Annotated in this window: 10 protein-coding genes; 7 read left to right on the top strand and 3 right to left on the bottom strand. The window is 40.0% G+C overall.

Annotated elements, in window-relative coordinates; genetic code table 11:
* Window positions 1–260: 260 nt before the first annotated feature.
* Window positions 261–1544, bottom strand: a complete 1284-nt coding sequence (locus ABLC00_RS17205; RefSeq protein WP_033846271.1) for an O-acetylhomoserine aminocarboxypropyltransferase/cysteine synthase family protein — start codon at window positions 1542–1544, stop codon at window positions 261–263.
* Window positions 1545–1798: 254 nt separating this feature from the next.
* Here ABLC00_RS17205 and ABLC00_RS17200 point away from each other — a divergent pair, with 254 nt between their 5' ends.
* Window positions 1799–3520 carry a ubiquinone-dependent pyruvate dehydrogenase gene (locus ABLC00_RS17200; protein WP_006582529.1) on the top strand — a complete coding sequence of 574 codons (1722 nt, stop codon included), beginning with the start codon at window positions 1799–1801 and terminating at the stop codon, window positions 3518–3520.
* A gap of 220 nt (window positions 3521–3740) precedes the next feature.
* Window positions 3741–5402, top strand: coding sequence for an energy-dependent translational throttle protein EttA (gene ettA / locus ABLC00_RS17195; protein WP_002052196.1), 1662 nt, complete (start codon window positions 3741–3743; stop codon window positions 5400–5402).
* Between the two features lie 43 nt (window positions 5403–5445).
* Here the strand turns inward: ettA and ABLC00_RS17190 are convergent, their stop codons facing one another.
* Window positions 5446–5826 (bottom strand): tetratricopeptide repeat protein, encoded by a 381-nt coding sequence (locus ABLC00_RS17190; RefSeq protein WP_004711619.1) that lies wholly within the window; start codon window positions 5824–5826, stop codon window positions 5446–5448.
* A 330-nt stretch (window positions 5827–6156) separates the two neighbouring features.
* A complete protein-coding gene (locus ABLC00_RS17185; protein ID WP_004711622.1) occupies window positions 6157–6849 on the bottom strand; it encodes a hypothetical protein in 693 nt (230 codons plus the stop codon).
* A gap of 153 nt (window positions 6850–7002) precedes the next feature.
* Between ABLC00_RS17185 and ABLC00_RS17180 the strand changes: the two genes are divergently transcribed.
* The 5 genes from ABLC00_RS17180 to ABLC00_RS17160 all read left to right on the top strand — a co-directional run bounded on the left by ABLC00_RS17180 (window position 7003) and on the right by ABLC00_RS17160 (window position 14309).
* Window positions 7003–7398 (top strand): cation efflux protein, CzcI-like, encoded by a 396-nt coding sequence (locus tag ABLC00_RS17180; protein ID WP_025466881.1) that lies wholly within the window; start codon window positions 7003–7005, stop codon window positions 7396–7398.
* A 57-nt stretch (window positions 7399–7455) separates the two neighbouring features.
* Window positions 7456–8865, top strand: coding sequence for a TolC family protein (locus tag ABLC00_RS17175; RefSeq protein WP_006582531.1), 1410 nt, complete (start codon window positions 7456–7458; stop codon window positions 8863–8865).
* On the top strand, window positions 8865–10073 hold the full coding sequence (locus tag ABLC00_RS17170) for an efflux RND transporter periplasmic adaptor subunit (RefSeq protein ID WP_033846221.1): 1209 nt from the start codon (window positions 8865–8867) through the stop codon (window positions 10071–10073). The genes ABLC00_RS17175 and ABLC00_RS17170 overlap by 1 nt, the downstream gene beginning before the upstream one ends.
* Window positions 10063–13221: an efflux RND transporter permease subunit gene (locus ABLC00_RS17165; protein WP_033854108.1), complete on the top strand. Its 3159-nt coding sequence runs from the start codon at window positions 10063–10065 to the stop codon at window positions 13219–13221. The genes ABLC00_RS17170 and ABLC00_RS17165 overlap by 11 nt, the downstream gene beginning before the upstream one ends.
* Before the next feature lie 131 nt (window positions 13222–13352).
* Window positions 13353–14309, top strand: a complete 957-nt coding sequence (locus ABLC00_RS17160) for a cation diffusion facilitator family transporter (RefSeq protein WP_002051646.1) — start codon at window positions 13353–13355, stop codon at window positions 14307–14309.
* Window positions 14310–14323: the final 14 nt, after the last annotated feature.

Raw genomic sequence — 14323 nt, 5'->3', positions numbered from 1 at the left:
AGTAGGGGCAGGGGCTATTTATTCCGGTATGTAATTTTTATTTTTACAACCGTTGGTTCATCCTGATGAACTCCTAAATATTGCCCTATCTTAATAGATGTTTAAAAATTGTCTAGTGTGTAAATATATGAAATTTAACAATTTATTTAGAGTAAAAACTCTAAATTATTACCCTAATCCATTAATTATTTTTAATGGTTAAATGACTTAAAAATAAAAAAGCCTCTATATTCCAGAGGCTTGATTGATGAGTTTAAAATTTATACAGATGAAAGTGCTTGTTCTAAATCGGCAATTAGGTCATCTACATGCTCAATACCAATAGATAGGCGAACCATATCTTCACTTACGCCGGCAGCTTTTAGTTCTTGTTCATTGAGCTGGCGGTGAGTTGTGGTTGCGGGGTGGCAAGCTAAACTTTTCGCATCGCCAATGTTCACAAGACGGGTAAATAACTTTAGTGCATCAATAAAACGAGTACCGCCTTCACGGCCATCCTGAACGCCAAAAGATAAAATTGCAGAAGGTTTGCCTTTTACATATTTTTGTGCAAGTTGATGTTGTGGATGATCTTTTAGACCTGCGTAATTGACCCATTTTACTTTCGGATGGTTTTGCAAATATTCCGCAATTTTCTGAGCATTTTCAGTATGACGTTCAATGCGTAAGTTTAGAGTTTCGAGACCCTGTAAAATTAAGAAAACACTGAGCGGGCTAATAGCTGCGCCTGTATTGCGTAATGGCACAACGCGAGCTCGTGCAATATAAGCTGCCTCACCTAATGCTTCGACATAGTTCACACCATGATAGCTTGGGTCGGGTGTATTCAAAACTTTAAAACGTTCTGGATATTTACCCCAAGGAAATTTACCGCTATCGACGATTGCACCGCCAATACTATTACCATGACCACCAATATATTTAGTAAGCGAATGGACAACGATATCAGCCCCATATTGAAATGGTTTTAATAAAGCAGGGGTGGCAACCGTGTTATCGACAACGACAGGTACACCATATTCATGGGCGATTTTTGAAATTGCTTCTAAATCGATGATATTGCCGAGCGGATTACCAATTGACTCGACAAAAACAAGCTTAGTTTTATCATCTATTAAGTTACGTAAGCTTTCGGGTTTTTGATAATCGAAAAAGCGGACTTCGATTCCCTGTTTTGGCAGCGTATGGGCAAATAAGTTGTATGTACCGCCATATAAAGTTGAGACTGAAGCAATATTGTCTCCCGCCTCAGTAATGGTTTGAATGGCATAGGTAATTGCTGCCATTCCGGATGCTAAAGCTAGAGCACCAATGCCACCTTCGAGAGCAGCAAGGCGTTGCTCAAGCACAGCAGTGGTCGGGTTCATAATACGGGTATAAATATTGCCTTGAACTTTTAAGTCGAAAAGGTCTGCACCGTGTTGGGTATTATCAAATGCATATGAAGTTGTTTGATAAATTGGAACAGCTACTGCTTTTGTTGTTGCTTCAGGAGTGTAGCCAGCGTGAATGGCTAAGGTTTCGTCTCGGTATGTATTTGACATTGTTATCATCGAAGTGGTTAAAGAATAATCCAGATTTTTTAGCATACTCTTTATTCATGATTTAGATATTTTTATGTAAAGTTCAGCATTTTTAAGTATAAAAGAGCTTATTTTATTTTTTTCGAATCACTCAATTAAATTTACATGAAGTTGAGAGAACGCCACAAAAACTTACTGGCGGTCTGCCGTCCGCAAGAACACTATAAAAGTACAAGTAATTCAATTCATGATAAAAAAGCTGGAGAAGTGAACTAATGAGTACTCAAAAAGTATCTGATATTATCATTGAGGTACTGGAACAAGCAGGTGTTCAACGTTGCTACGGTATTGTGGGTGACACCTTAAACCATGTCACTGACTCCATGTCTAAGAGTAAAATTGAATGGATTCATGTGCGCCACGAAGAGGTTGGTGGTTTTGCAGCAGGTACAGATGCTTTACTTAGTGGTCACTTGACGGCATGTGCAGGATCGTGTGGGCCAGGAAGCCTACACTTCATTAATGGTTTATATGAATCGCATCGTAATCGTGCGCCTGTAATTTTGATTGCAAGCCAGATTTCTACCGAGATGGCAGGATTTGTCGACTTTCCACAATATGTCGATTTTAAATCGGTTTATGCAAAAAATTCGGTTTTTTGTGAAGAGATTACCCAACCTTCACAAGCCAGACATATTATGAGCATGGCGTGTCAGGCTGCGCTAACCAAACGTGGTGTCGCGGTGGTTATTGTTCCTGCTAATATCAGTGCAGCGTCGGCTGAGGCGGGTCTACCTTTTGTACCGCGCCAAACTAATCCCGATATTTTGCCGAATAAGTCCGAACTCAACCAGATTGTTCACCTGATTTCACAGCATCAAAGAATTGGAATTTATGCAGGTGCTGGGTGTGAGGATGCGCATGACCAACTAGTGGCTTTTGCAGAGAAGTTAAAAGCTCCTGTAGCACATACTTCACGTGCTAAGGATTTTGTCGAATACGACAATCCATACAATATGGGCATGACGGGTATTTTTGGTAATAAAGCGGGTTATCACACCCTCATGGATTGCGATTTGCTGATCTTGCTAGGTACCGATTTCGCATGGGCACAGTATTATCCAAGCCATGCCAAAATCTTGCAAATTGATATTGATCCGACCCATTTGGGGCGTCGCCATCCGATTACATTAGGTGCCGTGGGTAAAATTTCATCTACACTCGATGCATTATTGCCACTGCTTGAAACACGTCATGAGCGTGATTTTCTAGATCATTGTCTTGCGTTGAAACATGAGAGCGATGAAATACGTCGTAAAGAAGAGCGGGTAGGTAAAGATGGGCTGATTCATCCACAATATCTGGTGTCTTTACTCAACCGTTATGCAGATCAAGATGCAATTTTCTTCGGAGATGGTGGCTCACCGATGGTATGGGTATTAAGGCATATTGACGTAAATGGAAAACGTCGAACCTTTACCAGCTTGTTACATGGCACTATGGCCAATGCCATGCCGCAAGCACTTGGAGCCCAAAAAGCATTCCCGAACCGCCAGATCATTGCATTATGTGGAGATGGTGGCTTAGCCATGTTACTGGGAGATCTGCTCACCACAATTCAAGAAAAACTGCCAATCAAGATTGTGGTATTTAATAATAGTTCGCTCAATTTTGTAGAGCTTGAACAAAAAGTGGAAGGTTTGCTCGACCATTATACTGACCTGCTCAATCCTGATTTCGGTCAGCTTGCTCGCGTAATTGGTTTGCATGGACAGACGATAACGCATGGTAACGGGTTAGAACAGGCAGTGGAAAGTTTTTTAAAACACGATGGTCCTGCTTTACTCGATGTGCATACCAATCCGATGGAGCTGGTAATGCCGCCAGATCCTAACCTGAATCAGGTTTCTTCAACCTCTCTCTATGCGATTAAAGCGTTAATGTCGGGTCGGGTAGATGATGTTAAAAATTTGTTAGTCAATAATTTTATTAAATAAATCTATGTAGAAGAACTCATCTTCAAGCACTGTAATAAGCGAAAAATGCATGATTCAAGATCATGCATTTTTTATATCAGGAAACAATTTTGACGTCATTTATCAGTTATAAAAAACGATTAAACTTAATCACGCCTTATTTTTTTGCTGCGTTCAGCATATAATAGCTACTATTTTTCGCTCATTGCGATCTGTTGGTTTTTCAATTGAGGAGTCCTGCGTGGCCCAATATATTTATACGATGAACCGAGTGTCTAAGATGGTTCCGCCAAAGCGCGAAATCTTAAAAGACATCTCTTTATCATTTTTCCCGGGTGCCAAAATTGGTGTGCTCGGTTTGAACGGTGCGGGTAAATCTACCTTGCTTCGTATTATGGCTGGCGTAGATAAAGATTTCTCTGGTGAAGCTCGTGCACAACCTGGAATTAAAATCGGCTATTTAGAGCAAGAACCGCCGCTTGATCCAACTAAAGACGTTCGTGGTAACGTTGAAGATGGCGTACGTGAAGCTCTAGATGCTTTAGAACGTCTTGATCAGGTATTTGCAGAATATGCAGACCCAGATGCAGATTTTGATGCGCTTGCAAAAGAGCAGGAAAAATTAGAATCAATTATCCATGCTTGGGATGCACACAACTTAAATAACCAGCTTGAAATCGCGGCAGATGCCTTGAATCTTCCAGCATGGGATGCAGACGTAAGTAAGCTTTCAGGTGGTGAACGCCGCCGTGTAGCACTTTGCCGTTTATTGCTCTCTAAACCAGATATGTTACTTCTTGACGAACCGACGAACCATTTGGATGCAGAGTCTGTATCGTGGTTAGAGCGTTTCTTAAAAGACTTCCCTGGTACAATTGTTGCGATTACGCATGACCGTTATTTCCTTGATAACGTTGCAGAGTGGATCTTAGAGCTTGACCGTGGGCATGGTATTCCTTACCAAGGTAACTATACTTCTTGGTTGGAGCAAAAAAATGCTCGTTTAGAACAAGAGCAGAAACAAGAAGAATCTTTTGCTAAAGCATTGAAAAAAGAACTTGAATGGGTTCGTCAAAATGCGAAAGGTCAGCAAAAGAAAAACAAAGCGCGTATGGAGCGTTTTGAAGAACTTAACTCACGCGAATTCCAACAGCGTAACGAGACCTCTGAAATCTATATTCCACCTGGTCCACGTTTAGGTAACAAGGTTGTTGAAGTAGAGAACATCAGCAAATCATTTGGTGACCGTTTACTTTACGAAAACTTATCATTTACGGTACCACCAGCAGCGATTGTCGGTATTGTAGGTCCTAACGGTGCGGGTAAAACGACTTTATTCCGCATGATGACAGGCGAGCAAAAACCTGACACTGGTACTGTAACACTGGGTGATTCGGTTAAAGTTGCTTATGTTGGTCAGATTCGTGACACTTTAGATGATAACAAAACAGTTTGGGAAGAAGTTTCTGGCGGTTTAGATATCTTGAAAGTGGGCGATTATGAAATTGCATCACGTGCTTATATTGGTCGCTTTAACTTTAAAGGCCAAGATCAGCAAAAACGCGTAGGTGAATTGTCAGGTGGTGAGCGTAACCGTTTACAACTTGCAAAAATCTTACAGCAAGGTGCAAACGTTATCTTACTGGATGAGCCATCAAACGACTTGGACGTAGAAACTTTACGTGCACTGGAAGATGCAATTTTAGTGTTCCCTGGTACGGTAATGGTTGTATCGCATGACCGTTGGTTCCTTGACCGTATTGCAACTCACATCTTGTCATTTGAAGATGAGCAACCAGAGTTCTATACAGGTAACTATACCGAGTTTGAAGCATATCGCCGTGCTAAGCTTGGTGATGATGCTCAACCACATCGTAAGAAATACAAAAAAATTGGTGGCTAATTACACCTAAATTGAAAAACCAGCCTAAGGGCTGGTTTTTTTATTAGAAGGCAAGTTTACTGAAAGCTTCTTGTAAGCAACGTTCAGCGTCGGGATGACCTTGACTTGCTGCTTTGTTTAACCACTTTTCAGCTTCAGTGTAGTTTTTATCTAAACCAAATTGACCATTTAAATAGCCAATACCAAGTTTAAAAGAAGCGTCAGCATTACCTCTTAAAGCTGCACGGAGGTAACACCACATCGCATTGCGGTCGTTTGGGGTAATATCTAGCCAATTTTGCATACGTTCATGATCTTGTACGGCTAACTCTTCAAAGCGTAAGCCTTGTTCAATTTCATCCTCAGCTTGTGAATGCATATCGGCTGGTAAGTTTTCAAAGGCAAACAAGTGATTAAGCCCATGCTTGATTGTTTTCATATCCATGATAGTCTCCCCTTGTTCCTCAATCTGATTGAATTGACTCACACTTTTAAGCTAGTCCCTTATATTGAAATCTTATGTTTTATTTTGTAAATGTGATATAGCGCATTTGGATGAAAAATGATGAGGTTTTAGCTTACATAAAAGTTACAGATGTTTTTACGCTTAGCGAAATTTATATGTAAACAAAGACTCTCTTGAGTAAATTTAAAACTAGAACATAATTTTTTTGGGAATGCGAAGAATTCAATAAGAGTTATCAATAACAAACAAAAGAAATTTTTTTAAACAAAACCAGCTTTAAAGCTGGTTTTGTATTTAAGTAAAAAGTTTTTATTTATTAAAATCGCCTCTTAAATCAGACCAAATTAATAACGGATAAATAGTTACCACATCAAAAGTCATCGCTAATGGATAGAGTACTTTGCGAGTAGCGCTTTTAAACGGGTGCTTCGTTGTTGTTTCAATTTTTTCTTGTAGTTCAACGGCATATGGTTTTTCTAATTTTTGCTGTATATCTTTTGGATTTTTAGCTTCATACAGTTGGCCTTTGAAAAAAATATTAATATATGGGTACTGATTTTTTTGTTGCTCTAGTACTGCATTAAAATTTTCTCTAAACCCCAATTTTTTTAACATATCTTTTTGTTTTTCGTTGAGATTTCCTAATTGGGTATTATAGCGAACTTGGATTACACCATTGAAATGATTTGCATCTTCCATAGTGAGTATAAGAGGGGAAGGGATATTAAGTGTTCTGTCATTAGCAGGTATAGTTTTAATAATCTTTAAAAATTCAGAACTACCATCAGTCATTAAGTAATTATAGTCTTGACCAACAAAGACAATACCTTGTTTTTGGTCATCTTTAACGGCTTGCCCGAGTGCAATAATCTGATCAGTTTTTAAAATATTTGTCTTAACTTCGGTTGTTTCGCTAGGAAGGGTATTGGACAACATTGTAGTTGCACAACCGCATAAACCGAGGCAAGTTACTAATATGAAAGTAGTTAAAGTTTTATACATACATATTGCTCTAAAAAAATTTTTTTATGCAGAAAAATTTGGAAAATTTCTGAGTAAAAAAGTGAACCTATAATTCAATGTTTTGTAATTTTATTACATGGCGGGAGCCTGCTATAGTGGCTTTGTTCAACTTTTTAGTTTAATGGTGTGCTGTTGCCACGTTCTGCACTTTTCATGTCCGTCTTATTCTGTTTGCTTATATTCCAAAGTTTATGGAATGTGGCAGCGGCATTTTGCGCCCATGAAAATCAGGAAAAAGCATTGCATCATTTTGGACATCATGCTGCTTTGAGTTATGAATCTTCACAACATAGCCATACTGAAAAGACTGGGGTTGAAGGGACTAGTCACAAAGCTCCTTTGAACTTGTCTGATCATCATGATCATTTACCTTCATGTTTTCATGTTGTGATTGTAGAAGCACAAGAAAAAATTGTTTCACCGTTAATACAGTCATCTGAGCCAAAACAACAATATTATTGGTCTAATTCTTATAAGTCTCCTCATATCTCTAAACAAGACCCGCCTCCTGTTTTAACCCTGCTATAGGTGGGGTAGCCGAAAAATAGCCCACCAGAAATATTATTTATTTCAAAGGGTTACTTTATGTCTATTTTTTTATACGAAAAACGTTTCGTCAGTCTGAGCTCATCTTGGATACTTAAATCATTAGTTGCTGCAGTTGCGCTTTCAACTAGTGTGGTAACAACTGCGGCTAATTCAAATCAAAATCTTGCTGAGAATACTCAACCGCAGCGTGTACAGAATGTTTTAACGTTTGAGCAAGTACTAGAGCAGGTTAAGCAATTTCAGACACAAACAGGAATTTGGCAAGCTCAACAAGATATCGCAGAGAGCAATATCAGACAGAGCCAGTTATGGGAAAATCCGACGGTTTCTGTACAGCAAACGGGTTTTAAATCTGGAAAAGATCAGGAACTAGAACTTGGTATATCGCAAAAACTAGATGTTTTTGGTGTACGTTCCGCAGCAAAAAAACTGGCAAGTGTCCAGCAAAATCAAGTTGAGTTAAATCAGGTTTTATATGATGCTCAGCTAAAGCTTGCTGTCAAATATTTATGGTCACAAGTTTCGATTTTGGAGCTTGAACATGAAGTTGCTAAAGCCCAGTTAAGAACGAGTAAGAACCTTTTAGATGCTACTCGTTTACGCTTTCAGGCCGGTAGTATTGCTCAGGTTGATTTAGACCGGACTTTAATGACGCATGTTGAAAACCAACGTTTATATCAGGAAGTTGAATTATCACTAAGTAGTGCCAAAAGAAAATTGGCGAACTTATGGGGTGAGACTGAAGATAACTTCACCTTACGTCCAGATATAAAAAGTGCGTGGCCTTTAAAAAATGAAGGTGACATCGATCAATACTTAAAACAGAATTTGTTAGAACAGTCCATGCGACTTCAAGCCATCCAACAAAATTCTGAAATTAATTATTTAAAAGCAAAAAATCGTCCAACACCTACCGTAAATATGGGCGTGGTTCGTAGCAAAACCGCAGAAACGAGCAGTACCGAAAATCAGATTCGAGTAGGTATTGCGGTTCCCTTAAACATTTTTAATCGCCAGCAATATGCCCTGAAAATTGCCCAAAGCAAACTTGATTTAATTGCCCAACAGCAAAGTTTTTATAAAAAGCAAAGCCTAGATTCTATTCGTACTCTACAGTACGAGTTGGCTGGTTTAAAGCAGCAATATAACTTGATGAATGAGCAACAGATTCCTTTATCAGAGACGGTACAGGAGAAAATGTTGCTTGGCTTCAAAGTCGGTAAATTTGCAATTACTGATGTTCAGCAATCTACCCTGCAATTACAAGAACAACGATTGAAGAAAGTTCAACTCCTTAAATCTGCTTGGCAAAAAGCTATTGAGGCTGAAAGTTTAGCTCTCGGGATTGATCCAAATATGGTGATGTCCGGAGATGCATTAAATCAAATTAATCAAAATTTATGGCAAGACACCTATAAGTTGCCAACAGTTGGAGGGGCAGAGTAATGTCAGTTAAAAAAATGAAAAACCAATGGGTTATTGCTCTTTCGCTGCTGATTGCTTGTCTTGCTTTAAGTGCTTGGTTATTTTTCTCAGGGAAAAAGCAGTCCACTACTGAAAAAAGTGAAGAAGGGCATGCAGAAGGTGAAGCGGGTCATGGAGAGACTGAAAAAGAGGAAGGAAGTTTAAATCTCACTTCCAAGCAACTGGTTGAATATGGTGTGAAGTTAGAGCAAGTAGGGCGCGGAGAAGTTGAGCAGAATCTCTCATACCCTGCCAAACTTGTTGTAAATACAGACCAGCAAGCACATGTCTCTTCAACATTTTCTGCCCGAGTGGATAGTGTAAATGTTGCGCTGGGACAACAAGTTGAAAAGGGACAGGCGCTTGCGACTTTATTTGTACCAGATTTAGTCGATCAACAAGCTAACTTAAGCATGGCGCAAGAAGCGCTAACATTAGCTCAGCAAGATTATCAGCGTGAAAAACAATTGTGGGAGCAAGGTGTTTCAGCACGACAAGATTATCAGCGTGCTTACAATGCTTATCGTCAAGCGCAAATTCAGGTACAAGCTGCAAATAGCCGTTTAAGTGCCTTGGGAGCGACTCGCTCAAGTAAAGGTCGATATGTTTTAACTGCACCTTTAAGCGGTGTAATCAGCAGTAAAGATATTGTGATTGGTGAGCAAATTGGCCCTGAAAAACAGTTATTTGTTATTGATCGCCTAGATCAGCTATGGGTTGAGTTTGTATTGCCAAGTACAAATACCAATATTCAGCCTAATCAGGAAATTGAATTTAAATCGCTGCAAACGAACAATATTTTTAAAGCACAGGTACAAAGTTTAACGTCAGAAGCGGATAGTCAAACTGGTCGTTTACAGGTTCGTGCCAAGGTGCTGACACCTTCAAAAGAATTACGCCCTAATTTAATGGTCAATGTATTACTCAAACAAAATAATGCAGCGACTGTATTACGAATTAACAAGGCAGCGGTACAACAGATTGATGGAAAGAATGTAGTCTTTGTTGCAAAACAGGAGAAGGACAAAATTCATTTTGCTCCTGTTGCTGTAGAGTTAGGCAATTATTCTTCAGATGCACAATGGGTCGAAGTTAAATCCGGAATTACTGAAAAGCAGCAATATGTGACTCAAGGTAGTTTCTTGCTCAAGTCCGAACTTGAAAAAGGGGAGGCTGAGCATGGACATTAATAAACCTGATTTGCCAGCGGCTGAAGGTTTGTTTGATCGGATCATTCAGTTTTCAATTAATAACGCCATTTGGGTCATGATGTTTGTCATTGCTTGGATTGGTGTCGGAATTTATAGCTACCAGAAACTTTCAATTGATGCCGTGCCAGATATCACCAACGTACAGGTACAAATCAATAGTCAAGCTAATGGTTTTACAGCACCGGAAGTTGAGCAAAGGATTACTTATCCGATTGAAAATGCCATGTCCGGCATTCCAAATCTGGAACAGACTCGTTCAATTTCCAGATATGGTCTTTCTCAGGTCACGATTATCTTTAAGGATGGTACTGACATTTACTGGGCAAGACAGTTAATTAATCAACGTTTACAAGAAGCTAAGAGTGCTTTACCCGATAGTATTGATCCACAAATGTCTCCAATTTCAACTGGACTTGGTGAGATTTATCAATGGGTGGTAAAAGCGGAACCTAATGCTAAAAAATCAGATGGTTCAGCCTATAGCGCAATGGATCTGCGTGAAATTCAAGACTGGATTATTCGGCCCCAGTTACAACGTGTACAAGGGGTAGCCGAGGTTAATAGCATTGGTGGATACAACAAAACTTATGTGGTTTCACCAGATCTAACGCGGTTACAACAGTTGCAGATTCCTCTCACCGATTTACAAGATGCGCTTCAAAATAACAATGAAAACCGCGGTGCCGGATTTATTGAAGAGAATGGTCAGCAACTCACAGTTCGTGTTCCGGGTATGCTGACGTCGATACAAGATATCCAGAACGTTACGGTCGCCACGAAAAACGGTTTGCCTATACGTGTTGCTGATGTGGCCTCAGTATCGATTGGTCATGATTTGCGTACTGGTGGTGCTACCTATAATGGACAGGAAACTGTTTTAGGTATCGCCATGATGATGATGGGTGAAAACAGTAAAACCATTGCCAAAGCGATTGATCAAAAAGTTCAGGAAATCCAAAGATCACTCCCTCAGGGTGTGGTGATTGAAACAGTCTATGATCGTAGTAGCCTCGTAGATAAAGCAATTAAAACAGTAGCTAAAAATTTGATTGAAGGAGCGATTTTAGTCATCGTTATCCTGTTCATCTTTTTAGGAAACTTTCGTGCCGCTTTAATTACTGCTTGTATTATTCCATTGGCAATGCTTTTTACCTTAACGGGCATGGCAGAACAAAAAATCAGTGCCAACCTGATGAGTTTGGGAGCTTTAGACTTCGGGATCATTGTCGATGGAGCAGTTGTTATTGTTGAAAACTGTATTCGGCGTTTAGCTGAAGCGCAGCATTTAAAAGGTCGCTTACTAACACGTTCAGAACGCTTTACAGAGGTCTTTCTAGCCGCTAAACAAGCACGACGTCCATTAATATTTGGTCAGATCATCATTATGGTCGTGTACTTACCAATTTTTGCTTTAGCAGGCGTAGAAGCAAAAATGTTCCATCCTATGGCAATGACCGTCGTTTTAGCGTTATTGGGAGCAATTATTTTATCTGTGACCTTTGTGCCGGCAGCTGTTGCTTTATTTGTTACGGGTGAGGTGAAGGAAAAAGAAAGCCGCTGGATGATGACCTTGAAAAAAGGTTATGCAGGCTTACTCGATAAGGCTTATGCCTTCCGATATGTTGTTGTCACAGCAGCGGTCAGCATCTTGATTTTGACAAGTGCAATTGCAACACGAGTGGGTAGTGAGTTCGCACCTCAGTTAAGTGAAGGTGATTTTGCACTGCAACTCATGCGTGCACCGAGCACTGGCATAGAAGAGTCGCTTAAGATTCAGGAGAATGTGGAAAAGCAGTTATTGAAAGCTTTTCCCGAAATTAAAGCCATTTTTGCAAGAACAGGAACAGCCGAGGTTGCTACAGATGTCATGCCTCCTAATATTTCCGATGGTATTGTTTTATTAAAACCACACGATCAATGGCCAAACCCTAAAGAAACGATAGATGAACTGCGTGCCAGAATGCTGCAGTTCGTGAACCAGATTCCTGGTAATAACAGTGAATTTTCACAACCGATTGAACTACGTTTTAATGAGCTTATTTCAGGTGTACGTAGTGATATTGGGGTGAAAATTTTTGGGGACGATATGCAGGTTCTCAATCAGGAAGCGGAAAAAATAGCTCAACAGCTACGTAGCATTCCGGGTGCCAGTGAAGTCAAAGTTGAACAGACTGACGGTTTGCCATTACTAAATGTAGATGTTGATCATGCATTGGCTGCCCAATACGGTCTATCAGTCAAATCTATTCAGGATATTGTGGCTGCCAGTATTGGAGGGCAGAGTGTAGGGCAAATTTTACAGGGAGATAGACGTTTCGATTTTGTGATTCGTTTGCAGGAAAACATGCGTACGCCTCAGCAGTTAGCTCAGTTACCGATTCGCTTACCAAATGGTGGTCTGATTCAGTTACAAGACGTCGCTAAGGTTGAGAATATTCTAGGCCTTGCTCAAGTAAGTCGTGAAAATGGTAAGCGCCGTGTCATTGTGACAGCAAATGTGCGTGACCGTGATCTTGGGTCTTTTGTACAAGAGATGCAAAGCAAACTGGCACAGCAAAAGCTACCTAGCGGTTACTGGTTAGGCTATGGAGGACAGTTTGAGAATCTTGCTTCTGCTACAGCAAGAATGCAAATCGTCGTGCCGATGGCGCTCATCATGATCTTTGTGTTGCTCATGGCTGTATTCAGTAATTTTAAAGACAGCTTACTGGTATTTAGTGGAGTTCCTTTCGCTTTATCTGGTGGATTAGTGGCTTTATGGCTGAGAGATATACCACTTTCGATGTCTGCTGGGGTCGGTTTTATCGCTTTATCGGGTGTTGCAGTATTAAATGGTTTGGTCATGCTCACGTTTATTAAAGAGCTGAGAACAACTTTAGATGTTCATGCGGCAACCTGGAAAGGAGCGGTATTACGATTACGTCCAGTATTAATGACAGCATTTGTTGCTTCACTTGGTTTTATTCCGATGGCTTTGGCAACAGGAACTGGAGCCGAAGTGCAACGACCTTTGGCAACGGTCGTAATCGGTGGCATTATTTCATCTACGATATTAACTTTGGTTTTATTACCGGTCATTTATCGATGGATGAATGAAAGCAAAGCGAAAAGCGCTGAGCATTCATAATGTCATCGTTTTGAGATATCTTTTTTGATGACAGCGTCAATTCAAAAAAGTGTTTGAAAGAGGTAAAGATAGTGATGTTTCCATCGTTATCTTTACCTCACCATAAAGATAAATAATAAGGAGTCCGCAAAATGGGTGGACAACATGGTCATGATCATAGTCATGCTGTAGTGACTGAAGGTAATGCTAAGAAATTAATGATTGCTTTAGCACTGACTTCAACATTTTTAATTGTTGAGGTCGTTGCTGGATTAATTACACAAAGTTTGGCATTACTCTCCGACGCTGCGCATATGTTTACCGATGCCGCTGCTCTGGCAATTGCTCTGATTGCAATTCAGATTGCGAAGCGTCCAGCCGATAATAAACGTACTTTTGGTTATCAGCGCTTTGAAATTTTGGCTGCATTATTTAATGCGCTCATGCTTTTCGTAGTGGCAATTTATATTTTATATGAAGCTTATATTCGCTTCTCTAAGCCGCCTGAAATTCAAAGTGTGGGCATGCTCATTGTGGCAACCATTGGTTTAGTGATTAACCTTATCTCAATGAAAATCCTCATGTCGAGTGCCAATAACAGCTTAAACGTGAAAGGTGCTTATTTAGAGGTGTTGAGTGATGCACTAGGCTCGGTTGGCGTTATTATTGGTGCAGTTGTGATTTACTTCACCAACTGGTACTGGGTCGATACGATTATTGCGGTATTGATTGGTTTTTGGGTATTACCAAGAACTTGGGTTTTACTGAAACAAAGTATTAATATTTTGCTCGAAGGCGTACCTGAAGAAGTCGATATCGAAAAGTTACGTGCAGATTTATTGTCTTTAAATGGTGTTGAAAGTATTCACCAACTCAAGGTATGGGCGATTACTTCTAAAAACATTCATTTAACTGTGCACTTATTTGCGCCTGAAGCTGACCGTACTAAGCTCTATCAAGATGCTGTTGAAATGCTTTCTCATGAGCATGGTATTGGCGAAGTGACATTGCAAATTGAAGATGATGCCGAGATCAATTGTCAGCATATCGCTCAACATGCTTCACATGAACATGATGAGACTGATAAAGAACATTCACATCAGCACTAAGCTGATGTGAATAC

The organism is Acinetobacter nosocomialis, assembly GCF_041021905.1.
Lineage (GTDB): Bacteria > Pseudomonadota > Gammaproteobacteria > Pseudomonadales > Moraxellaceae > Acinetobacter > Acinetobacter nosocomialis.
The sequence above is the reverse complement of the archived record's forward strand: the minus strand, read 5'-3'. Positions and strand labels throughout refer to the sequence as shown.